This window comes from Dyadobacter sp. CY327 (genome assembly GCF_021390415.1).
Lineage (GTDB): Bacteria > Bacteroidota > Bacteroidia > Cytophagales > Spirosomataceae > Dyadobacter > Dyadobacter chenhuakuii.
Genome location: NZ_JAJUXJ010000005.1, coordinates 165,800 through 188,406, shown reverse-complemented (window position 1 = coordinate 188,406; position 22,607 = coordinate 165,800). Strand labels below are relative to the sequence as shown.

At 47.4% G+C, this 22,607-nt stretch carries 19 protein-coding genes; 8 read left to right on the top strand and 11 right to left on the bottom strand.

Translation table 11 applies throughout. The features are described from left to right. Complete coding sequence (locus tag LZG74_RS14345) at positions 1 to 915, bottom strand: UbiA family prenyltransferase (RefSeq protein WP_233797243.1); 915 nt, start codon at positions 913 to 915, stop codon at positions 1 to 3. 64 nt (positions 916 to 979) lie between these two features. On the opposite strand from LZG74_RS14345, the gene LZG74_RS14340 reads away from it, so the two are divergent. From LZG74_RS14340 to LZG74_RS14325, 4 genes are all read left to right on the top strand, one after another. Further along, positions 980 to 2,530, top strand: a complete 1,551-nt coding sequence (locus LZG74_RS14340; protein WP_233797242.1) for a M20/M25/M40 family metallo-hydrolase — start codon at positions 980 to 982, stop codon at positions 2,528 to 2,530. Between the two features lie 76 nt (positions 2,531 to 2,606). Beyond that, the gene (locus LZG74_RS14335) at positions 2,607 to 3,998 is read left to right on the top strand and encodes a M17 family metallopeptidase (RefSeq protein WP_233797241.1); all 1,392 of its coding nucleotides are present in this window, start codon (positions 2,607 to 2,609) and stop codon (positions 3,996 to 3,998) included. A 108-nt stretch (positions 3,999 to 4,106) separates the two neighbouring features. Next, positions 4,107 to 5,321 carry an acetyl-CoA carboxylase biotin carboxylase subunit family protein gene (locus LZG74_RS14330; RefSeq protein WP_233797240.1) on the top strand — a complete coding sequence of 405 codons (1,215 nt, stop codon included), beginning with the start codon at positions 4,107 to 4,109 and terminating at the stop codon, positions 5,319 to 5,321. A gap of 117 nt (positions 5,322 to 5,438) precedes the next feature. After that, positions 5,439 to 5,984, top strand: coding sequence for a hypothetical protein (locus LZG74_RS14325; RefSeq protein WP_233797239.1), 546 nt, complete (start codon positions 5,439 to 5,441; stop codon positions 5,982 to 5,984). A gap of 45 nt (positions 5,985 to 6,029) precedes the next feature. Here LZG74_RS14325 and LZG74_RS14320 read toward each other — a convergent pair whose 3' ends face one another. Genes LZG74_RS14320 through kduD form a run of 7 tightly spaced genes read right to left on the bottom strand, consistent with a single transcriptional unit; the run spans position 6,030 to position 13,326 of the window. Then, positions 6,030 to 6,461, bottom strand: a complete 432-nt coding sequence (locus tag LZG74_RS14320; RefSeq protein WP_026628388.1) for a nuclear transport factor 2 family protein — start codon at positions 6,459 to 6,461, stop codon at positions 6,030 to 6,032. Between the two features lie 44 nt (positions 6,462 to 6,505). Continuing rightward, the gene (locus tag LZG74_RS14315; protein WP_026628387.1) at positions 6,506 to 7,786 is read right to left on the bottom strand and encodes an MFS transporter; all 1,281 of its coding nucleotides are present in this window, start codon (positions 7,784 to 7,786) and stop codon (positions 6,506 to 6,508) included. 50 nt (positions 7,787 to 7,836) lie between these two features. After that, complete coding sequence (locus LZG74_RS14310) at positions 7,837 to 9,360, bottom strand: tagaturonate reductase (RefSeq protein ID WP_233797238.1); 1,524 nt, start codon at positions 9,358 to 9,360, stop codon at positions 7,837 to 7,839. 13 nt (positions 9,361 to 9,373) lie between these two features. Continuing rightward, on the bottom strand, positions 9,374 to 11,314 hold the full coding sequence (locus LZG74_RS14305) for a glycoside hydrolase family 88 protein (RefSeq protein ID WP_409014485.1): 1,941 nt from the start codon (positions 11,312 to 11,314) through the stop codon (positions 9,374 to 9,376). Between the two features lie 23 nt (positions 11,315 to 11,337). Beyond that, positions 11,338 to 11,685 (bottom strand): cupin domain-containing protein, encoded by a 348-nt coding sequence (locus tag LZG74_RS14300; RefSeq protein ID WP_035360201.1) that lies wholly within the window; start codon positions 11,683 to 11,685, stop codon positions 11,338 to 11,340. Continuing rightward, the gene (gene kduI / locus LZG74_RS14295) at positions 11,685 to 12,515 is read right to left on the bottom strand and encodes a 5-dehydro-4-deoxy-D-glucuronate isomerase (protein WP_233797237.1); all 831 of its coding nucleotides are present in this window, start codon (positions 12,513 to 12,515) and stop codon (positions 11,685 to 11,687) included. Before kduI ends, LZG74_RS14300 begins: the two co-directional genes overlap by 1 nt. A 40-nt stretch (positions 12,516 to 12,555) precedes the next feature. Beyond that, a complete protein-coding gene (kduD, locus tag LZG74_RS14290; protein ID WP_255699283.1) occupies positions 12,556 to 13,326 on the bottom strand; it encodes a 2-dehydro-3-deoxy-D-gluconate 5-dehydrogenase KduD in 771 nt (256 codons plus the stop codon). Between the two features lie 275 nt (positions 13,327 to 13,601). Here kduD and LZG74_RS14285 point away from each other — a divergent pair, with 275 nt between their 5' ends. The 3 genes from LZG74_RS14285 to LZG74_RS14275 are packed head-to-tail and all read left to right on the top strand — an operon-like array spanning position 13,602 to position 16,331. Beyond that, entirely contained in the window at positions 13,602 to 14,639 is a 1,038-nt protein-coding gene (locus LZG74_RS14285; protein WP_233797236.1) for a LacI family DNA-binding transcriptional regulator, read from the top strand. A gap of 18 nt (positions 14,640 to 14,657) precedes the next feature. Continuing rightward, a complete protein-coding gene (locus tag LZG74_RS14280) occupies positions 14,658 to 15,134 on the top strand; it encodes an NUDIX hydrolase (protein WP_233797235.1) in 477 nt (158 codons plus the stop codon). Positions 15,135 to 15,173: 39 nt separating this feature from the next. Then, entirely contained in the window at positions 15,174 to 16,331 is a 1,158-nt protein-coding gene (locus LZG74_RS14275) for a methionine aminotransferase (protein WP_233797234.1), read from the top strand. Positions 16,332 to 16,358: 27 nt separating this feature from the next. On the opposite strand, the gene LZG74_RS14270 is transcribed toward LZG74_RS14275, so the two are convergent. Then, a complete protein-coding gene (locus tag LZG74_RS14270) occupies positions 16,359 to 17,594 on the bottom strand; it encodes an FtsX-like permease family protein (RefSeq protein WP_233797233.1) in 1,236 nt (411 codons plus the stop codon). Between the two features lie 107 nt (positions 17,595 to 17,701). Between LZG74_RS14270 and nadE the strand changes: the two genes are divergently transcribed. After that, positions 17,702 to 19,762, top strand: a complete 2,061-nt coding sequence (gene nadE, locus LZG74_RS14265; RefSeq protein ID WP_233797232.1) for an NAD(+) synthase — start codon at positions 17,702 to 17,704, stop codon at positions 19,760 to 19,762. Here the strand turns inward: nadE and LZG74_RS14260 are convergent, their stop codons facing one another. Both LZG74_RS14260 and LZG74_RS14255 read right to left on the bottom strand, forming a co-directional pair. Then, positions 19,763 to 21,586 carry an STN and carboxypeptidase regulatory-like domain-containing protein gene (locus LZG74_RS14260; protein ID WP_233797231.1) on the bottom strand — a complete coding sequence of 608 codons (1,824 nt, stop codon included), beginning with the start codon at positions 21,584 to 21,586 and terminating at the stop codon, positions 19,763 to 19,765. Next, on the bottom strand, positions 21,573 to 22,607 hold the full coding sequence (locus tag LZG74_RS14255; RefSeq protein ID WP_233797230.1) for a FecR family protein: 1,035 nt from the start codon (positions 22,605 to 22,607) through the stop codon (positions 21,573 to 21,575). Before LZG74_RS14255 ends, LZG74_RS14260 begins: the two co-directional genes overlap by 14 nt.

The window sequence follows — 22,607 nt, the reverse complement described above, 5'->3', positions numbered from 1 at the left end:
TTAATGATAAGTGAAAAAGCTTCCTGTAATTCCACAGATGGCTTTTACCAGCAGTAATCCGTCAATCACAATGAGATAGAATAGCACGCTTTTGGGTTTTTGTAATGCAAAAGCGACGCCGAGCAAGCAAACAAATGGAAGCAAATTGAGCATCAATGTAGGCGTGCTCAGCCGTTGGAAAAATGCGAACGAAAGGAACGAAAGCAATCCGATCAGCAGTAACGGAACGAGCACATAAACGATCGTATTACTCAGCCCAATCCGCACCGCGAATGTTTTCAGTTGAATGTTAGCATCGTCCTCATAGTCTTTCATATCAAACATAATCGCATTCACCGTACAGAACATCCAGTTTTTGACAAACAACCAAAACATGAAAATGGGCTCATGAACCACAATTACCTGCTCGATACGCAGCATGGTAATGGGAAACACATTCACGAAACCGGCCCACACAAAGCCGATCACAAATGCTTTCAGCCAGCCCGTATTGCGAAGGTTGAACGAGATTAGAGACTTGGGAAGCAGTCCGTAGTAAAGGATTGCCGCGCCGGGAATGCTAAGGAGCAAAAGCCAGTTTGCTAGCGGCAAATGCAGCAATTTTGTAAAATCCCGGATCAAAAACCAGCCGCTGATTCCCGCACAGATCGTAAAAAGCACATATTGACTAATACGCGTAAAGTTGTAATGCGTGCGATACCATTCCGTTCTCGGGTTGCTCGAAAACGCAGTGCCCGGTGGGATGGAGTAGGCAATGGTGTAATAAAAAACCGTGGCACAAAAAATAAGAATGTAGTAAGGAACAGCATTAAATGGCAGCCTGAGCTGGAACATAGTTTCGAGCGACAATGCCACTGCCAGCAGGCCAACGAAATAGTTCGCGAAGAAAACAAACGAAACAATTTTCCTAACCATTATCCGAACCTTTATCGCTATTTCCTATCTTAGGAATTAGATTAATTGTTAAACCAACATTTCCATGAAAAAAGTCTCCTTTGTTTTCCTGTTGTTTTTTGCCGTTCAGATCCAGCCTGGCTTTTCACAAAGCAAAGATCCGGTAGTTGAAAACATTGTTAAAGAAGCAACCGAAAATTCACAACTGGAAAAATTGGCGCACGAATTAATGGACGTCATCGGGCCAAGGCTCGTAGGCTCGCCGCAAATGATGCAGGCACACGAGTGGGCAGTGGCGAAATACAAAGGCTGGAACATTACAGCGAAAAACGAAAAGTGGGGCGAATGGCGCGGCTGGGAACGCGGCGTGTCACACATTGATATGGTGGCGCCGCGCGTCAAATCGCTCGAAGGAATGCAGCTGGCGTGGAGCCCTGGCACGGGAGGGAAAACGGTTACAGCTGACGTGACCATTCTCCCGGATGTGGCTGATTCACTGGCTTTCCAGAAATGGTTGCCCACTGCCAAAGGCAAATTTGTCATGATCAGCATGAACCAGCCAACCGGCCGACCGGACTATAACTGGCAGGAATTTGCGACAAAAGAGTCATTTGAAAAAATGAAAAAAGACCGTGATGCACAAACCGAAGCATGGGCAAACCGCATGAAAAAAAGCGGTTATAATGCGCGAACATTGCCGCTGGCACTGGAAAAAGCTGGGGCGGCAGGCGTGGTTATGTCTTATTGGTCAAAGGGTTTTGGTGCAAATAAAATTTTTGGTGCTTATACAAAAACAATCCCTACCATTGACATTTCTCTGGAAGATTACGGCTTGCTATATCGCCTGTCGGAATCGGGTCATACGCCCAAAATCAGCGTTCGGGCGGATGCGAAAGAAACGGGCGTAAGCCAGACATTCAATACAATTGGCGAAATCAAAGGCTCAGAAAAACCGAATGAATATGTGATCCTTTCCGCACATTTCGATTCCTGGGATGGCGGAACCGGTGCTACGGACAATGGAACGGGCACCATTGTGATGATGGAAGCCATGCGTATCCTCAAAAAAGTATATCCGAATCCCAAAAGAACAATCCTGGTCGGACATTGGGGAAGCGAAGAGCAAGGGCTGAATGGCTCGCGCGCATTTGTGGAAGATCACCCGGAAATTGTGCAGAATATTCAGGCGGTTTTCAATCAGGATAATGGCACGGGACGGGTTATTAATCTCTCTGGTCAAGGTTTTCTGAATTCCTACGACTACCTGGGCCGCTGGCTTTCCAAGGTTCCGGAGAACATTAAAGCGCCTATCGAATCCAAATTCCCCGGTGCACCCGGCGCGGGCGGCTCTGATTTTGCCTCATTTGTGGCAGCAGGAGCACCCGCATTCTCATTAAGCTCCTTGAACTGGTCCTACGGAACCTATACATGGCACACCAACCGCGACACGTACGACAAAATCGTGTTCGATGATGTGCGGAGCAATGCAATTCTTGCCGCTATAATGGCTTACCAAGCCAGTGAAGATCCCGCCAAAACCTCTCGCGAAAAGAGCGTTCTGCCACTAAATTCAAAAGGGGAGCTGGGAGCATGGCCGGAGCCAAGAAAGCCGACACGTCGCGGCGGTTTGGATTAGGAATTGTTATAGTTGTCGTGCCGGGCAGTTGTGAAACAAGGAGTGGAAAACGTTTTTACTGATTTTTTAAAATACAATGCAGATTAAACAAATAACAGAGGCATCGGAAGATCTGTTGCTGATTCGTCCGTTTGAACAAGGTTTTGAACCCGAAAATCAAAATATGTTCAAGGCCGAAAAAGGTGAAATTTGGTGGTATTCTTCGCGTGAGCTCTGGATCGGGTTGGGCAAATCGCCACAGCTTCCGGCTATCATTAAAATTTTCAGGTCGCTGTTCTTCAAACGTAAAGACCGCTGGCCTGAGGAGATTGTTCTGGATTGCAAAGGCCGCACGCCGGAATGGATCGAAAACGCGCTTAACGGCATCGTTTTGGGTGGTTACGATCTGCAACTTTATAAAACAGAACCCAAACTATTAAGTGCCTTTTTCAAAACCGGAACATTATCTGTATTGACTGAAAACCATTCGCCGGAGATCGATGAAGCATTGATTGTCGCTCAAAAAACAGCGCTGGTTCAGATGCGGATCATGGACCTGATGAATGCGCCCTCTAACTATAAAACCCCCGCAACATTAGCCCAGTGGGCGTCCGAATCAGGAGAGAAAAATGGTTATAAAGTGACTGTGCTGGACAAATCCAGGCTTGAAGCGCTGGGTATGCACGCATTGCTGGCCGTTGGGAAAGGCAGTGAGGCTCCACCTTTAATGATCGTTTCCGAATATGAGCCCGAACATTATACCAAAACCATTGCATTGGTTGGTAAGGGTGTGACATTTGATACGGGTGGGATTTCTATCAAGACTTCTGCCAATATGCATTTGATGAAGAGCGATATGGGTGGTGCGGCGGCTGTTTTGGGAGCCGTGGAACTGGCTGCGCAATTGAAAATGCCGGTTAGGATCATTGGCATAATTCCATCCACCGAAAACAGCGTCGACGGACTTTCGATGAAACCCGGTGATGTAATTGGGTCCTATTCAGGCAAAACCATCGAGGTGATTGATACGGATGCAGAAGGCAGATTGATTCTGGCCGATGGGCTTAGTTATGCAGTCAGGACTTTCAAACCAGACGTTGTCATTGATCTGGCAACGTTAACAGGCAGTGTGATCCAGACATTGGGTTACGAAGCTGCGGGGCTTTTTACGCCTAACAATGAGCTCGCAGAAGCACTGGCCCAAGCAGGCGACAACACAGGCGAAAGAATGTGGAGGCTGCCCGTTTGGGATTCGTATAAAGAAGAAATTGCGTCGGACATCGCCGATGTGAAGAATTATCATGGAAAACCATTGGCAGGAGCCATCGTAGCGGCCAAATTCCTGGAAGCATTTACAGATGAACACCCCGCCTGGGCGCATCTGGACATTGCCGGAACGGCATTTGGAGATATAGAATTTGCTCCCGGCAGGGCAGGCACAGCCTATGGCGTGCGGTTGTTGCGTGCTTATTTGTCAGCAATAATTTAAAATGCCTTTCCCTTGCCTAACTGGTTCTTTTTGCTAGATTTGAAGAAGCAAGTTTTGGTTTAAACATTCAGAATTTTTATAAGCTATTACTCACGAAAGCTTAATTTTATGACCCGAGCGCTTACTTTTCTTTGCATATCGACATACTTCAAGGGCAACGATTTTCTGAAAGCTTTAAAGGATTCCGGTAACAAGGTTTTCCTGATTACGGCCAAGAAGTTGGAGCATAAGCCATGGGTCAGGGACTCAGTTGACGAGTTTTTTTATGTGGAGGAAGGGGAAGACGGCAAGTATAACATGAACGAGATCATTAACGGTCTCGCTTACGTCATGCGCTCCCGGCCAATCGACCGCGTAGTGGCGCTGGATGATTTTGATGTTGAAAAAGCAGCCCATATCCGTGAATATTTCCGCATTCCGGGCATGGGGCAAACCACTGGTCGCTATTTCCGGGATAAGCTGGCCATGCGCACCAAAGCGGCCGAGTCGGGTATTCTGGTTCCGGGTTTTTCGGCGCTTTTCAATGATGACGCTATTAATGAATTTATTGAAAAATATCCGGGTCCGTGGATGATCAAACCTCGGTCTGAGGCTTCGGCTACGGGGATTAAAAAGATGGAAGATGCCGTAGAGCTTTGGGAAACCATTCACCAGCTCGGCGATAAAAGGCATGCTTACCTTGTGGAGCAGTACAAGCCCGGGGACGTATATCACGTGGATTCCATTTCTTACAACGGCCGGGTTATCTTTTCCTGGAACAGCAAATATCTGGCGCCACCTTTCGACGTAGCGCACGGCGGCGGCATTTTCAGGTCGGTAACTGTTCCTTTCGATTCTTCGGAGGAGCATGCACTGGAAACATTGGCCGTGGATCTTTTGAAAGCCTTTGGATTAAAGCACAGCGCTTCGCATACGGAAGTGATCCGGTGCCATGATGATGGGAAATATTATTTCCTGGAAACGTCTTCACGCGTAGGAGGCGCTAATCTTTCTGAAATGGTTGAGGCGTCTTCCGGGATCAATCTTTGGAAAGAGTGGGCAAAAATGGAGACTGCCGAGGCAAAAGGCGACAACTACAAGTTGCCGCCAGTAAGAAAAGATTATTCGGGCATCATTATCTCATTAGCGAGACAGGAATGGCCGGATTTGTCTGTTTTCAATGATCCTGAAATCGTATGGCGCATGAACGAGCCTTACCATGTAGGGTTGGTTGTCAGAGCCAAAACCCGTGATAAGGTCATTGAGTTATTGGATAAATACGCAGACATTATCCAGCAGGATTACCATGCATCGCTGCCTGTTCCGGAGCGTCCTTCGCATTAGGTAAGCCACTAAGTTATATCATTAAAGCACTCAGATTGTATTAATTACGCGTACAATCAGAGTGCTTTTTTTGTTTTGATTTTGCATTCACGATCCTTAACCTAACTATTTTGAACAATGTACAATTTTACGAAATTACTTTGCTGCGTCTTCATGTTGGTGCTGGCATTTGCCGGCTGTAAGGATGACAAAGAAATTGAGCCAAAAAATGCCCTGATGCACGATGGAAGGGAGTTTGAAATATCAAAAGGACTGCTGGTTCATTTAGGTGAATATCCCGAAGGCGGAAGCGGCCAGGTGCTATTCCTATCTTCCGAAGGTGTAAAAATTCAGGAATCAGGCGGCCATATAGATTCTATTTACGGGGTTGGTCACGCGATTTATTTCAGGCTGGTTAGTGCTTCGGCAAATGCCTTGGATGAAGGAGAATACACATTTGACAACGACTTCACAATAGAAGTACGAACCTTCTTTGAACCTTACGTAGTGTTTAACAGCAATTTCGCCGCCGAAGACGGCGAGTACTACGAGCTCTACGAAGGCAAGCTAACCGTAAAAAAAGACGGCCCCAACTACATCCTGGACGTCGATTGCATAGAAAGAAACGGCAAGCACGTCACCGCCCACTACAAAGGCCCGCTGACGTATTATGATGAAAAATGAGGGTTGAAAAATATTTTTGGAAAAGAGTGTCCAAGAAAATCAGCATTATGCCAACTTAAAGGCTTGGCGGCCAATCAGAATCCATTGCCCTTTCACTTTTTGCCAAACCATAAAGACGCCTAGTCTTACCGGGGCAGGATCTTTTCCTTTGTTGTGTGTGTCGCCGATGAGTTTGTGGCGCACCATTGCGACGTCGCCGGAAACGGTGATGGTCTGTTCGGACAGGTCAATTTTTGTGAATTTAGACTCTTCGCTAACCAGTGCGCGGATGAATGCTGCCTGATCTTCCATCAGGCCATTGGAATGTCCGTAGGTTAGTTTGGGAGAGGTTAGTTTCATGAGATCGGCCTCTTTTGCACCGATAATCGCAACGCGGATTTTTTCCACTGCGTCAGCAACTGCCTTTTCGTCCGCACTTTGTGCAAATGATGCAATGTTGAAAAGTAGAAATGCGATCAGTAAGAATGTCTTTTTCATTTCAGAATTTGAATGTGAATTAATGATGTTGGTTGTATGATTTGCTAAATATCCACTCTTTCCATCTTAGGCGCAAACAAATGCATGATGCCCCAGGCGAGCAGATACGCGAATCCGCAAATGACAAAAATGATGTTATAACCGCCGCCAATGTTACCGGCAGCTTTATAATTATCTAGAATGATCCCTACCAAAAGCGGAAAAAGAATGCCTCCTACTGATCCCGCCATCCCACCGATACCCACCACAGAGCTTACCGCCTTCTTGGGAAACATATCCGAAGCCGTCGTGAAAATGTTCGCGCTCCAAGCCTGGTGCGCCGCCGCCGCCAAGCTGATCAGAATCACAGCCTGCCAAATGTTAGTCGTGTATTGGGCCAGCATAATAGGCGTGACGAGGAAAGCGAAAATGAGCATAGAAGTTTTACGAGCTCTGAAAATCGGCCAGCCTTTTTTGATAAAATGACCCGAAAGATAACCGCCGCCGATGCTCCCGATGGTCGTTGCTGTGTAAACAATCACGAGCTCCGGGCTGGGTTTGGAAAGGTTGAGCTTGAATGCTTCGGCGAAATAGGAGGGGAGCCAGTAAAGGAAAAACCACCAGATCGGGTCGGTGAGCATTTTGCCGAATACAAAGGCCCAGGTTTGTCTCACTTTGAAAAGATCGAGCCATTTCACAGGCGCTTCTTTGCTTGTATCGGGTTCATTATCACTATGGATATAGTCGAATTCTGCTTGATTAATGCGCTGCTGCTTTGCAGGCACTTCATAATAACGAAACCAGAAAAACAGCCATACAAAACCAATGGCACCGGTGATTAAGAACGCTTCCTGCCAACCATAGGAACCCAAAATCCAGGGAACCATGATGGGAGCGACGACGGCTCCAATGTTGGCTCCCGAGTTGAAAATACCCGTTGCGAGCGCGCGTTCGCGTTTTGGAAACCATTCTGCGGTTGCCTTAATGGCCACCGGAAAGTTACCGGCTTCGCCCAGACCTAGCAATGCGCGCATTAATCCGAAACTGAATGTGCCCGTAGCGACGGCATGCAACATTGCCGCAATGCTCCAAACCACAACTGAAATGGTGTAACCCAGTTTCGTTCCGATTTTATCAATAATGGCACCAAATCCAATCAGCGAAATGGCATAAGCCGTCTGGAAAGCCATTACAATGTGGCTGAAATCCTGCTCAGACCAGCCGAAATCTGCTTCCAATGTGGGTTTCAACAAGCCCAGAACCTGCCGGTCCAGATAGTTGATCGTAGTTGCGCAAAAAAGCAGGGCCACGATCCGCCAGCGGTATTTGGTCATTTGAGTTTCCATGTAGGGGTTTTGCAGATTTAAATAAGAGGTTAAAATGGTCTTAATGCCGGTCAGGCGTATTCGGTTTTTTCAAGGAATAATTTCAATGTGTCCACCGCGCCAAACTGTTTCAGGGATTCGAGATAGGAGACGATATTTTGGCGGATCACCTCTGATTTGGAAAGATCTTTTTGCCAGATCGACTGATCTTTCAAAATGGCCTTCACCATGTCATCCAGCGAAGGTATTTGCCATTTTTGATGGAAATAAGCGGCTTTTTGGTCTTGGATCAGATAATAGGCACCATTTGCGAGGCCGTAAAAATGATCGCCATCCTTTCGCACCGCCTTCATGTAAAAGATGTAAACCGCAAAACCAAAGACAATGTGATCCGGAAATGTCTCATGCGTTTTTTCATATTTATAAAAAACAGGCATGACCCGCGACAGCATTTTGGCAGAATAATTTTGACTGATATTAAGCCACTTATGTCTCAAATGCGGATTATGAAAGCGTTCCACCACACTGCGGCCAAATTGCAATGCTCTTTCCTCAGCAACCGGATAGGGAATCGCAGGCGCGATTTCGGTTTCCATCAGATTGGTAATGTATGTTTCAAAAAGCGGGTTGCTCATGGCTTCGTCCACGGTTTTGAAACCGCACAAATGTGCGAGGCCGCAACCCAAAGTATGCGCGCCATTGAGCAGCCTTAGTTTCAGTTCACGATGCAGTTCAATGTCCGGCTCCACGATCATGCCCTCGTCCACTTCCTTGAAAGGTAACTTTTTACCAATCGCCGCGTCTCCTTCGATCGCCCATAAATGGTAATGTTCGGCCATGATCAGCAGGTCGTCCTGGTAACCCAGTTCTTCGGCGAGTTCTTTGCAAATATTTTCATCCGGCCGGCCAGGGACAATCCTGTCTACCAGTGAATTGCAAAAGGAATTGTGGTTTTCAAGCCAGTCTATAAATGCACCTTCAAGACCGTTCCTGTGCGCGAGTTCGAGCACGATGGATTCAAGTTTTTTGCCGTTATCGGTGATCAGTTCCGTGGGGATGATGACAACACCGTATTCCGGATTTCCGCCAAAAGCCACGTAACGGGCATACAAAAAAGCAAGCAGTTTACCGGGAAATGAAACCGGAGGCCATTGGTAAATATCGTCCTGCACAAGCTGAATGCCGATTTCAGTCGTGTTGGAAATCACAATGCTGATCGCCGGATTTTTGGCCAGGTCCAGCACGAGCGACCATTGCGTTTTGGCCGACAAAACCCTGCTTATGGCCGAGGAAATAATGTTTTCTTCTTCAATGATGCCATTCCGACTGCCACGAAGGCAAATTGTATAAAGATTATCCTGTCGCTCGAATGCTTTCAAATCCCCTTCATCGGTGGACTTTACGACCACAATGCGGCCGTTGAAAACGCCCTGCCTGTTGGCTTTGTCTATAAAATAATCGGCAAGTCCTCTCAGAAATGCGCCTGTGCCGAATTGAAGCACTTTTTCGGGCAGCTGAAAGATGGAATCGTCCGGGACGACGAGTCCGGGCTGATTGCGTAACTGACCTAAATTTTCGCGAAAAAGGCGGCTCATAGCATTGCGGTTTTTACTTTTTAACGACCTGTTTTAACAACCAACCGGCCAGATCTTTCCCTGCTTCAAAATTCTCAAAACTCGTATCAATCCGCCGCCCGTCCACATATTCGTTGTAAAGCCAGGGATCGCCCACTGCGAAAACGGTGCCTTTGCCATATCTAGAAATGCCCAGAATCACATCACCCTGATCCGTTAAAGCAGATTGGGCCGGAGCGGTAAGCAGGAGGGGAGAAAGTTCTTTAATGTAAATCTTGCTGGCGGTTTTAAAAATGGCTTTGTTATCCGCCGGAATCATCAGTTTTCCCTGCTCAAACTGCGTTCCCTGGACCATATTGCGGTTTTTGGTGCTGAATTGTATGCCGAATGTTTTGGCAAGCTCATTGAAATGCGTGATCTCACAATTGGCAGTGTCATTCGCCATCATCACCAGCACCCCGCCATTTTTCACCCACTTTTCAATCGCTTGAATGTCGTTTGGCTGGATAAAGTTGGGATTGGCCGATTCTTTTTTCGTGTCGGGATCGACGATAATGTACACGTCGATATTTTTCAGGTTTTCGGCCGTCGGTGCGCCGGTTACGGCCACTGTTTTGGCTCCTAATTCCCTGTAAATGTTACTCCAAAGCCAGAAGCCGGAATGCAGGCGGTCCTCCCAGGTGTAATGAAACGGAATGCTCGAACCGTCCGGTTCTTTCTTAAATTCATGATTGAAATGATAATCCAAACCCACCGTTTTGCCCTTTCCACCCGCATTCTCTTCGGCAATTTCCATTTCAATGCTCGCAAAAATGAATGGGCCAATGCCTTTCAGGTCATTTTTGCGGATCGGTTCGCTGAGATAATATTCGTAACTGCCGTCGCGGTAAGGTGTACCGCCAAGACCGCCTACGCTTACGGTTTTGTTCAGGCTTAGCAAGCCATCTGCCTTTATTTCAACAAATTCTTTCAGTGCGCCTGCATAACCACGCTTCGCATTTTCAGCGAAAGACGCATCGATATAGCCCATTCTGGAACCTTTGGCCAATGCATATATGAACATGCAGGAAGCAGATGCTTCGAAATAATTTCCTTTCCTATTGCCCTGATCAATAACCTGATACCAAAGCCCGGATTGCTTGTCCTGATATTTGGCCAGCACCGGCGCCAACCTTTTGAGATATTGGATTAGTTCAATTCGTTTCGGATGGTCTTTGGGAAAATAATCCAGCACATCTACCAGCGCAATGGCATACCAGCCAATGGCCCGTGCCCAGAAATTCGGCGAACGTCCGGTCTTTTTATCTGCCCATTTTTGCTCACGGCTCTCATCATACGCATGATAAATCAGGCCTGTCTTTTCGTCCACCGCATATTTTTCGATCAAGGCAAACTGGTTGGCAATGTCGTCGAAATGTTCGGGATGATTGAATAGCAGGCTGTATTCTGCGGCGAAGGGTTCACCCATGAAAAGGCCATCGAGCCACATTTGATTGGGATAGCGTTTTTTGTGCCAGTAACCGCCTTCGTTATTGCGCGGCTGCTCTGCTAACTGCTTCCACAGCAGATCAGCCGCTTTTTTATATTTCTCTTTGTCGGGTTGTGTTTGTTGATAAAGTGTTAGCAACGCCCTTCCTGGCGGAATGTTATCAATGTTAAAGTCGTCAAATTTGTAGGTCCGGATGCTGCCATCGGGCTTCACATATTGATCAATGTCTTTGCGGATGTAATCAAAATATTTGCCTTCGCCCGTTCTGTTCCATATTTTTTCGAAGGCTTTCAGCATTAATCCCTGCTCGTAATCCCATTTCGTCGCTGTATTTTTTCCTACTAAAATAGAATCCTTATGACGCGCCATGAAGGAATCGGCCATGCGCCGCGACATAGGAAGTTCCTGCGCCAAAGCCTGCCATGCAATGTTTGGAACAAAGTAAAATAATGCAATTACAGAAATGCTGCGTAGCAGTTTTTTCATCAGGAATGAAGGAACATTGTCAATTAGCTTTTGATAAAATCAGCACGCATAGGATTGAAAATATCCACAAGCATGCCCGCTTCGAGGCACAATGCGCCATGAACAACGTCCGGCGGAATGTAATAGGCGTCGCCGCCGCTTAGTATGCCGGTTTTGGGGCCAATGGTGATTTCAAATTTGCCACTTTCCACATAACTCATTTGCGTATGAAAATGGCTGTGCAACGCGCCAACGCCGCCTTGCTCAAACGCCACTTTGACCATCATCAGATTGTCATCATAAGCCATGATCTTCCGCTTCAAACCGCCGCCCAGCTCTTCCCAGGGAATGTCCGCGTCGTCAATAAATTCCCGTCCTTTTAGCTCGCTCATTATCTCAAATCGGTTATTGCCACGGCGTCCATGTCTGTATAATCCCTGTTTTCGCCGGCCATTCCCCAGATGAAGGAATAGCTGGAAGTGCCGCAGCCGGAGTGGATCGACCAGGGCGGAGAAATGATCGCTTGCCGGTCGGAAAGCCATAAGTGACGCGTTTCGGTTGGCTCGCCCATCAGATGCAGGATGCGCTGATTAGCAGGCACATCGAAATAACAATAGGCTTCCATACGGCGGTCGTGCACGTGCGCTGGCAGGGTGTTCCAGACGCTTCCGGTTTGCAGCACGGTAAGCCCCATTACCAGCTGTGCGCTCTGGATGCCGGCTGCGTGAATGTATTTGTAAATGGTCCGGTGATTGGAAGTTTCCATGCTGCCCATGGTCGTGGGCGCGGCGTCTTCTTTCGTGAAAAGTGTAGCCGGAAATGTCTGGTGTGCAGGGGAGGATAGCAAGTAAAATACAGCAGGATCAGCCTGATTTTCACTGGAAAAAATAACCTCCTTGGTTCCCTTTCCCAGATAAACACAACCTAGCTTACTTATTTCAAATGTGGCTCCATCCGCCTTCACCTGGCCTTTTCCACCAATGTTAATGATGCCTATCTCGCGTCTTTCCAGGAAATATTCGGCTTTCAGCGGGCCGTATGTTTCCAGTGTCAGCGGCCCGGTAGCCGGAATGGCGCCGCCGATCATGACGCGGTCGTAATGCGTGTAAACGAAGTTGATCTGGTCGTTTATAAATATATTTTTAATCAAAAAATTCTCGCGTAAAGCGGCCGTGTCCATTTGCGAAACTTCTTTGCGGCTGCTTTCGAATCTGATCTGCATGTGCTTGCTATTAAGTGGGTTAATCTAAAAAATGGGAAATTTACCGGCCCATCCAGCCGCCATCCACGGTGAGAATGGTGCCATTGACATAACTCGAAGCATCCGACGACAGGAACAACGCGGGGCCTTTAAAATCTTCGGGCATGCCCCATCTCCCGGCCGGAATGCGGTCGAGAATGGACTTGCTGCGCACGGGATCATTACGCAGCGCTTCCGTATTGTCTGTGTTGATATAACCTGGTGCTATGGCATTCACATTCACGCCTTTACCAGCCCATTCGTTGGCCAGCGCTTTCACCAGACCACCGATCGCACTTTTTGAAGCCGTATAACCCGGCACATTGATGCCGCCCTGGAATGTGAGCAACGAAGCCGTAAAAATGATTTTCCCGTAACCACGCGCCACCATATCGCGGCCAAATTCCCTTGATAAAATATAAGGCGCATCGAGGTTAATGTTCAGCACCTGGTCCCAATATTCATCCGAGTGTTCAGCAGCGGGCTGGCGCAGGATAATGCCAGCGTTATTGATCAGAATATCAATGCGTTGGTGTTCAGCTTTTACTTTTTTGATGAATGCGTAAATGCTTTCGCGATTGCCCAGATCGGCCTGGTAAGGATAGAATTTCCGTCCTGCCAGGGTGACGGCATTTTGTAAGTCGCTGGCGGATTGAATGTCTGATGAGGCGACGCCTATGATATCTGCCCCGGCTTCTGCGAGCGCCTCCGCCATGGCTTTTCCTATTCCCCGGTTGCAACCGGTTACCAAGGCGGTTTTGCCCGTCAGGTCAAATAAATTTATTATACTCATTAAGGAATGGCAAATTGTGTTTTTCGGGGTAACCCCTAAATTTCGCGTCGATCATAGGAGACTGTACGCTCCGGCAGTTTAGGGCGAATAGTTAGAATTATCAAATATTGAATTGTCTTTTTTTGTGCAATCGTTATCGGGAACGTTATCAGCTCGTGTGAGGGGGCAAACATCTCCGGATCGGTTTCGATATTCATTTCTATTTTAGTACATTGACTTACCGTTGGATAAAGTATATATTATCAAACATTAAGTTGGAATAAACCAATTTTTCTTTGGAGACTATCACAATTAAGGACATTGCCAAAGCGCTGGGACTTTCGACTTCGACGGTTTCCCGTGCCTTGCGCAATAGCTATGAAATAAATCCGGAAACCAAGAAATTGGTCATGGAATATGCTGAGCGCATGAATTACCGGCCCAATCCCATTGCGCTGAGTCTGCGGGATAGCAAAAGCAAGTCCATAGGGGTCATCATTCCGGAAATTGCCAATCATTTTTTCTCGCAACTCATCAATGGCATTGAATCCATAGCTTATAATCTGGGTTATCACGTGGTTATTTTTCAAAGCCACGAGTCCTACGAGCGCGAAGTTGCCAATACGAATTACCTTGTTTCCCGGAAAGTGGACGGCCTTTTAATCTCCCTTTCCAGCCTGACAACCAACTTGTTCCATTTTCAGGACCTGATGGAAAGAGGCTTGCCCATCGTTTTTCTGGACCGCGTGCCGAATGATATCGAAACGCATAAGGTGGTTGTAGACAATTTTGCAGGAAGTTACGAAGCGACGGAACATCTGATCAAAACCGGCCGGAAGCGCATCGCACATTTGACGAGTCCCATTTATTTGTCCATCACAACCGAGCGATTGGCGGGTTATAAGCAGGCTTTGGAGGATTATGGGCTTCCTTTTGATGAATCTTATGTCAAATATTGCTATCACGGCGGCAAAGTAGCCGAGGAAAATGAGGCCGCTGTGCAGGAAATGCTCGAAATGCCCGAGCCGCCCGACGCCATTTTCACAGCCAGCGATCGCCTGACGACGGGTTGCATGTCTGTTTTTCAAAAACACAACATTAAGGTCCCCGAGCAGATCGCCATTGTCGGGTTTACCAACATCAGTGTCGCTGAGCTGCTTAATCCACCTTTGACTGCCGTTGTGCAGCCAGCCATGGAGATGGGCCAGCAGGCGGTGGAGCTGCTGATCAGGCTTATAGAGCATCCGCAAAAAACAGATGTTTTTGAGACGCGATCCCTGAAAACCTCGCTCATTATCCGGGAGTCTACGGCAGGAAAACCAGCTATTCAGTAATTTAAATGTTGATATCAAATGATCAGTCTGGCTATCGACGGCGCATTATTTAATTACCGTGTCGCTGGCGTTGCGATCTTGGATGAAAAAGTGCTTTTGCATAAAACACCGTCAGACAAATTTTGGAGCTTGCCCGGCGGCCGCGCTTCGCTTTTCGAGTTTTCTAAGGACACACTGGTTCGGGAAATGCAGGAGGAAACGGGAATGGATGTGGAAGTGGGTGAAATGCTTTGGGTTTCGGAAAATTTCTTCGTTTACAATGGCATCAAGCATCACGAGCTGGGTTTTTATTACAAAATGGAAATTCAGTCATTAGCGGATCAAAACGATTTTATTGGCGTGGAAGGCGATGGTGAGCTGTTATTCAAATGGCATCCGGTTGCAGCACTTTCCACTATCAAAATTTATCCGGAGTTTCTGACCACAGAATTGGCACAAAATCCGCTTCGTGTAAAACAATTTGCTTCCGGTTTTATAGATTTGGACAAAGCCTGATCATTAAGGCTCATTTTCCAATCGATTTATAGATTTTTTATGTTAGTCAAGGCCGGTCTCCGCTCCAAACTTCCACGCGTTGGAACCACAATTTTTACCAAAATGTCCAGGCTGGCCGAGGAGCATCGGGCGATTAATCTGGCGCAGGGTTTTCCGGAATTTGATTGTGCGCCGGAACTGCAAAAGCTTGTGGGTAAATACATTGCGGAAGGGAAAAACCAATATGCGCCCATGGCTGGGGTGATGCCTTTGCGCGAGGCAATCTCGCAAAAAGTGTTCGCCGCAACCGGCAAAGAATATCATCCCGAAACAGAAATTACCATCACCAGCGGTGCGACCGAAGCATTATATGTAGCCTTATCGACGGTCGTGCACCCGGGCGATGAGGTGATCGTTTTTGAACCAGCTTATGACAGCTACGTTCCGGCAATCGAGCTGAACGGCGGCATTCCGGTTTTTATAACATTACATCCGCAATACGAAGCCATTGACTGGCAGGATGTTAAATCAAAAATTAGCCCGAATACAAAGGCGATTGTCATCAACACGCCGCATAACCCAACGGGAAATGTCTGGAAACTGGCTGATTTGCAACAGCTTGCAGACACTGCCGAAAAACATGATCTAATGGTGATCAGCGATGAAGTGTATGAGCACATTATCTTCGACGGCCGGGCACACATTTCCACGGCTTCCATTCCTGCGCTGGCGGAACGGACTTTCCTGTGCGGCTCTTTTGGCAAAACATTTCACACCACGGGCTGGAAAATAGGTTATTGCCTTGCCCCAAAAGCATTGACAACAGAATTCAGAAAGATTCATCAGTTCCTGGTTTTCAGCGTGGTAACGCCCATTCAGTTCGCTATGGCGGAATATCTGGAAAATCCCGAGCATTATCTGAGCCTTTCGGCTTTTTACCAACAAAAAAGAGACCTGTTTAATGACGCTATCCAGGGCATAGGATTCACTTTCCGGCCATCCGAGGGAAGCTTTTTTCAGAATGTTTCATACGAAAATCTGACACAGCAGAATGATCGCGAACTCGCCGAGCGGCTTACCATTGAAGCAGGTGTGGCGTCGATCCCGGTTTCTGTTTTTTACAATGAACTGACCAGTTACAAGACGCTGCGCTTTTGTTTTGCCAAAAATGATGATACGCTTTTGAGGGCAGCGGAACTGCTTGGGAAAGCGATTTAGTAAAAAACAAGACAACCTTTCAGAGCACTATTTCTTAAATAAAAGCGCCTTAATCGGTGTGATCTGGGAGATGATTAATGTTGGGATCAGCAAAATGAGGCCGGAGATGACAATGGTGATGACATTGACCATGAAGAAAATAGGCCAGTCAAAGACAATGGGCACAGTGTCCATATAATAATTGACAGGGTCGAGGGCAATGACTTTGAATTGATATTGGATCCAGCAAATAAGCAGCCCTGCAATGTTTCCGATGATGATGCCCTTACGCACCATATGAAGCCCTACGCGGAAAAAAACCATCCGGATCTGTTTATTCGGGCTTCCTAATGTTTTCAAAAGACCGATCAAAGGTGTCCTTTCCATGATCATGACCAGTAAAATCGAGATCATGTTGAAGCAGGCGACGAAAAGGATCAATGTCAGAAAAACGGCCGTATTACGATCCAGCAGCAAAAGCCAGTCGAAAATCTGAGGAAAAATACTGGTGACGCGTTGCAGATAAATGGATGGCGGAAGCGTCCTTCTGAGCACCGCCGCGACTTCGTCCAGTTTGTCAAAATCCTTTAAATACACCTCATAAGTCCCCACGGAATCTTTCCCCCAGCCGTTGAGCCGCTGCACGAGACTAATGTCGCCCAGGATAAGGTTGTTGTCAAATTCCTCCATTTGCGTGTCATAAATGCCCACGACGGTCAGCTTTCGCGGGCGTGGAGGATTTTGCATGGAATACATGATCACATTGTCACCCGATTTCAGCCGCAGCTGCGTAGCGATTTTATGGCTGATCAGGATTTCCGAAGAATAGCCGTATTTAATCGATGTCGAGTCTTTATTGGTAATTAATTTTCCCGCAATCAGGTTTTGTTTGAATGTTTTCCAGTCATAATCCTGGCCAACCCCTTTGAGTATCACCCCTTTGATCTCGTCGGTTGTTTTAAGAATGCCGGATTTATGCGCAACGCCTTGCCAGCGAAGTATTTCGGGGATTTTAGGTAATGCTTCGGTAATGGGGTTTTTGACAAAAAGCGGGGCTTCTTCGTAAGTGTTGCCGACAGCAAATGAGGAAATATTGATATGCGCACCAAACAAAAATATCTTCTGCCGAATGGTTTGCTTAAAACCCAGTAACACGGCAAATGCAATGATCCCGACCGAAATCCCGATGGCAATACTGGCAACGCCGATGCGCGAAACGGTCGCAGAAAAAGAGCCTGCTTCGTTGTGACGGATGCGTTTTGCGATGAATGAGGGGAATTGCAAGAGGAATCTACCGGTTAATTTTTATGTTTGGCAAAAATAGGGAAAAACATTTGCCGGTACGCACAAGCAATTTTATTAAGTTGCCGGCACAAACCAGAATCGTTTTTATGCCATTGATCAAAGTAGCTTCCGGAGTAGTGAATCAGACGCCGATGGCGTGGGAGGGGAACACGAAGAACATTATAAATGCCATAAATGAAGCCAGAAAGCAGCAGGTAAGCCTGCTTTGTCTGCCGGAATTGTGTATTTCGGGCTATGGTTGTGAGGACTATTTTTTCGCCCCCGACCTGGTGGAGCAGGCCAAGGAATGTCTGCTGGAAATCGTACAGGAAACGGCCGGAATGGTCGTGGCGGTGGGCTTGCCGGTGCGGCATAACGGCAGCATTTACAACGCGGCTTGTCTGATCGCCAACAAGCAGATCCAGGGTTTTTACTGCAAGCAATTTTTGGCCAATAACGGCATCCATTACGAAGCACGCTGGTTTCGGCCGTGGCAGCCGGGCATTGTGGAGAGCATTGAGGTGAACCAGATGCTGTATCCGATCGGCGACATTGTTTTTGATCTCGTTATGGGCCCGATCCTGGGTGGCTCGAACAGCGTAAAAGTGGCTTTTGAGATCTGTGAGGACGGCTGGGTTTCCAACCGCCCCGCACGCAGGCATTACGAAAGGGGCGTGGACATTATCCTGAACCCAAGCGCAAGCCACTTTGCATTCAACAAATTCATGACGCGTGAAAAGCTAGTTGTGGATGCTTCGAGGGCATTTTCTTGCAGTTATATTTATACCAATTTGCTTGGTAATGAGGCGGGTAGGGCCATTTATGATGGAGATGCGATGATCGCTTCCAATGGTGATCTGCTGGCATCGAGCCCGCGGTTCAGCTATGAAGATTTCCTGATCACAACGGCGGTCATTGACACAGAATATACGCGACTGAGCCAGGTTCAGAGCAAAATTGCGGTTGCTAACAAAGACCGTACATGGCGTGTGGCGGGGCGTTTTGATTTTCCTGAAATTGAGCCGGTGTTACCACAGGTTCCTGACATTGAGCCTTTTGAAAAGGGCGGCGCGATCAAGGAAGAAGAGTTTGCACGAGCCGTTTGCCTGGCTTTGTTTGATTATCTGCGGAAAAGCCGTTCCAATGGTTTTACAATCTCGCTTTCCGGCGGAGCGGATTCCTGCGCTTGCACGGCCTTGTGCGGACTCATGATCCGGTTGGCCGACGAAAGCATTGGTATGGAGCGGTTTAAGGAGAAATTAGGCTATATCAAAGAAATTCAATCAGCTAAAACAGAGGAAGATCTGGCTTTGGCTTTAATTCATAACATTTACCAGGGAACCGAGAACAGCTCTACGGATACGCTGGAATCGGCGCAGTCGCTGGCGGAATCCATTGGTTCTACTTTTTATAATATTCATATCAATGGCCTTGTCGAAACGTACAAAGGCTTGATTGAAGATCAGATTGGCAGGAAGTTAACCTGGGAGCAGGATGACATTGCGTTGCAGAACATTCAGGCGCGCGTGCGTGCTCCGAGCGTGTGGCTGCTGACCAATCTGACGAATCATTTGCTCTTATCCACATCCAATCGCTCCGAAGCGGCGGTGGGTTATGCTACTATGGATGGCGATACGGCAGGCAGCATTAGTCCGCTGGCCGGGATCGACAAACATTATTTGCGCCAATGGCTGCGCTGGCTGGAAACAGCTGGTTGTGAGGTGAAGGGCAAGCACATTAAGATCGAAGGGTTGAAAAAAGTGAACAGCTTACAGCCCACCGCCGAGCTGAGGCCGCTTGCTCAAACGCAAACCGATGAGGTCGACCTGATGCCTTATGAATTCTTGAATGCGTTGGAAAAACTGGCTATTAGAGACAAAAAATCGCCTTTGGAGGCCTATCGTAATTTGCAGGTGCGTTATAAAGGGATTTATTCTACGGAGCAGCTGCTGGCCTGGACCGAGCGCTTCTTCAAGCTTTGGAGCCGGAATCAGTGGAAACGTGAGCGTTATGCGCCGTCATTCCATTTGGATGATCTGAATCTGGACCCAAGGAGCTGGTGCCGCTTTCCGATCTTATCTGGTGGTTTTGAAAAAGAACTGGCGGAACTGCGCGAGTTTGTCGGCGGCGCGGCCATTCAGAACGGCAGAAAGCGGATTGGTTTTTAATTAATTACAAAACCGGATCCCTGCTTGCACGCCGACCCAGCCATAGGTTTTGCGGGAGTCGTCTGGTCTCCCGCCGAGCCAGATTGGGCTGAGGCCTCTTGATTTTTCTGTGTCCATGATGCCGGAATGCTTGCTGGTAAGCAGGTTAACGGACGGGCCTGCAAATAACGCAAACTTCCTCCCTAGCTTTTTTTCAACGGCAATACTTGCTTTAAAAAGGCCTGTTTCGACGTCTTCCAGCGGCTCGTCTTTGAATAGGACCAGGTTTGCGGTCAGGTCTGCGTTGATGCCCCAGCCTTTGCCCAGGTTTTGGGCTGTTCCGAATCCGTAGCCTAGTGTTAAGAGCGGCTTGTCATTAGCAAATCCGTTGGTTCCCAGGCTGAAAATATTGTAAAACGAACTGACGCCGGTTTTAAAGGCAGTGTTGAAATAGTTGAATTCATCCGTTGAGAATTCGTAGCGCCGGTAACCATTGGTGCGGACATAGCTGAAAATCCCGAAAGGCGTCGTGGCAGATGAATCCGCATAATTTACAAAGCCGATCTGGTGGCCGCTGCGGACGGTATGCACATAATTATAGCCTGCGGAAAGCTGGTATCCTTCTAATGATCCAACGACCACATTACCCACGCCGGCAACCTGAAAACCTCTCAGATTTCGGCCGATGTAATTAATGAAATTTGTTCCCTGAAAACCATGAATGCTTCCTAGTGTAATGTTCAAAAAGTTGGCATATTGGAAGCCGCTCACATCCTTGCCTACAATGTTGCTTACGCCAGCCAACTGAAATCCATTTACATTGCCCCGAACAACATTCAGTAAACTTCCGACTTCCAACTTGTTCACACCCAGCGAATAACCGGCGATCAGGTTAATAGAATAATCGTTGATAATGTTTCCGCTCAGCTCATGATTTGTCCCCAGAAACGGTAAGATCGACGCCTGAAAAGGACGATATAATGTATCCTGAATGTTGCGCGTATGAATGGCCTGCTTGGCAGAGGCGAATGCACTTACAAAACTGCTCTGAACTTTGCGGTAAGTGGTTTTAAGCTTCTCGGATTCCCTGGCAAGATTGAATTCTGGCCGGCTGGCGGTAACTTGTTCTTTAACCGTGTCTGGCTCGAAATTGGATTCCGAAACGATCTCAAACTGCGGGATTGCAACCTTATGATGCAGCGAATCCATCATTGTAACTGCGCGTGCCGCCTTTCCTGAGAGCGGCTTTAATGTGTCTGGATTAAGCTTGATTTGTAAATATTTATCCTCCCTGCTCGCAATTGAAATGGTTTTTCCAATGTAATCCTCTTTCCTGACTTCCAGCCGAACGGCCGACAATGAAACCGGGAGCCGGATTTTGTAATAACCATATTGATTACTGACGGCGGAAGCTAATGTTGCGGACTCATAAATACTCGCATTAGCCAGCTTTCTGCCCGTTTTATTGTCGATAATGTAGCCGTTCAGATTGAAGTTTTCGGGCTTTTCGTCTTTTGGCGCTTCGACTTTTTGAAGAATAATGTATCTGCGACGTTCTCTGAATGAGACTTTATTTTTGAAAATAGCCGTCAGAATTTCCCTGACACTAAGGTTATTGGCCTGGATAGAAACCCTTCCCTTAACGTCTATCATATCCGGGCTGTACGAAAAGCTGAAACCGCCGAGGTCGCCGATTTTTTGCAACGTTTCGTCCAGCGGACGGTTGATAACATTCAGCGAGATCTTTTTTTCGAGTAATTCCTGAGCTGTGGCGGCACCTGCCAGCAGCAAAAGCCAGGCTAATGCAATGCTTGCTTTATGTTTTAAAAAACTATTGGCAGCCATTTCCGTCAAGCCAGTAAGTTTTTCCCTCTTTTCTCAGATCAAGATCCAATGTTTCCGCAATAACCGAAAGCGTTGCATCCAAAGGCTCTTTTTCAAAACGGATCGTCAGTCTGCATTGCGCGATCTGCTGATTGGAAAGGCGTACATCCACATGGTAACCGTCACGGATAGAATTGATTACCTCGTTGAGATCAGCCGCATTGAAATCATAAACCTGCGTATGATAACTCATCATATTCCTATTTGCTTCCATACTTCTGATCGTGTCATCAAGCACTTCGGCGCCTTGCCCTTTTATTAGCCGGATTTTCCTGGAAGCCTTGCTAACTTCCACTTTCCCAGTCGAAACATCCACGCGGACAGGCGCTTCTTTATAAGCTTTCACATTAAATGATGTTCCCAAAACACGGATTTCCGTTCCGTTTGCATTGATTACGAATGGATGTGCGGCATCGGGCTTTACATTAAAAAATGCTTCTCCCTCCAAGGAAACGGTCCGCAAATCGCCATCGAAATCGGCGGGATAAGTCAGGGAAGAATTATAGTTTAAGAAAACCCTGGTTCCATCGGGCAACACGCTGTCGCTGGTGTTGTTGGTGGTGGCAATGCGCTGCGTTTTAGCGGATTTAGTGGATTGGAAATGAAACCATCCAAATGCCAGCAATGCCAAAGCGATCATTGCAGCAGCCCACATGGTTACCGGGAATTTTCGTTTGGAATGTGCAGGAATAAATTCAATTTCACGAGCTTCCGGTTTTGGAATTTCCGGCGAAACGGCTGGCGCAGGCTTGGTCATTTTCGCCTTCATCTTGTTCCAGGCTGCATCCGTATTGACCGGGAAGCTGGTTTTCGCAGCGTGAGCGGAATGGTCCCAGATGAGCCTGTAAGTGGCCAGTTCGCGTTCGTTATCAGGCGATTGCGCCAGCCAGGCATTCACTTGTTCTATTTCTTGTTCGGATGCGGTTTCAGCCAGGTAACGTGCTAACAGCTCCTCCGAAATGTTGTCATGAGATAAGTTCAT

What these genes read in the sequence shown, in the direction of transcription:
- LZG74_RS14345 (WP_233797243.1), bottom strand. Translation starts at nt 915, where the DNA reads ATGGTTAGGAAAATTGTTTCGTTTGTTTTCTTCGCGAACTATTTCGTT.
- LZG74_RS14340 (WP_233797242.1), top strand. Translation starts at nt 980, where the DNA reads ATGAAAAAAGTCTCCTTTGTTTTCCTGTTGTTTTTTGCCGTTCAGATC.
- LZG74_RS14335 (WP_233797241.1), top strand. Translation starts at nt 2,607, where the DNA reads ATGCAGATTAAACAAATAACAGAGGCATCGGAAGATCTGTTGCTGATT.
- LZG74_RS14330 (WP_233797240.1), top strand. Translation starts at nt 4,107, where the DNA reads ATGACCCGAGCGCTTACTTTTCTTTGCATATCGACATACTTCAAGGGC.
- LZG74_RS14325 (WP_233797239.1), top strand. Translation starts at nt 5,439, where the DNA reads ATGTACAATTTTACGAAATTACTTTGCTGCGTCTTCATGTTGGTGCTG.
- LZG74_RS14320 (WP_026628388.1), bottom strand. Translation starts at nt 6,461, where the DNA reads ATGAAAAAGACATTCTTACTGATCGCATTTCTACTTTTCAACATTGCA.
- LZG74_RS14315 (WP_026628387.1), bottom strand. Translation starts at nt 7,786, where the DNA reads ATGGAAACTCAAATGACCAAATACCGCTGGCGGATCGTGGCCCTGCTT.
- LZG74_RS14310 (WP_233797238.1), bottom strand. Translation starts at nt 9,360, where the DNA reads ATGAGCCGCCTTTTTCGCGAAAATTTAGGTCAGTTACGCAATCAGCCC.
- LZG74_RS14305 (WP_409014485.1), bottom strand. Translation starts at nt 11,314, where the DNA reads ATGAAAAAACTGCTACGCAGCATTTCTGTAATTGCATTATTTTACTTT.
- LZG74_RS14300 (WP_035360201.1), bottom strand. Translation starts at nt 11,685, where the DNA reads ATGAGCGAGCTAAAAGGACGGGAATTTATTGACGACGCGGACATTCCC.
- kduI (WP_233797237.1), bottom strand. Translation starts at nt 12,515, where the DNA reads ATGCAGATCAGATTCGAAAGCAGCCGCAAAGAAGTTTCGCAAATGGAC.
- kduD (WP_255699283.1), bottom strand. Translation starts at nt 13,326, where the DNA reads ATGAGTATAATAAATTTATTTGACCTGACGGGCAAAACCGCCTTGGTA.
- LZG74_RS14280 (WP_233797235.1), top strand. Translation starts at nt 14,658, where the DNA reads ATGATCAGTCTGGCTATCGACGGCGCATTATTTAATTACCGTGTCGCT.
- LZG74_RS14275 (WP_233797234.1), top strand. Translation starts at nt 15,174, where the DNA reads ATGTTAGTCAAGGCCGGTCTCCGCTCCAAACTTCCACGCGTTGGAACC.
- nadE (WP_233797232.1), top strand. Translation starts at nt 17,702, where the DNA reads ATGCCATTGATCAAAGTAGCTTCCGGAGTAGTGAATCAGACGCCGATG.
- LZG74_RS14260 (WP_233797231.1), bottom strand. Translation starts at nt 21,586, where the DNA reads ATGGCTGCCAATAGTTTTTTAAAACATAAAGCAAGCATTGCATTAGCC.
- LZG74_RS14255 (WP_233797230.1), bottom strand. Translation starts at nt 22,607, where the DNA reads ATGAACTTATCTCATGACAACATTTCGGAGGAGCTGTTAGCACGTTAC.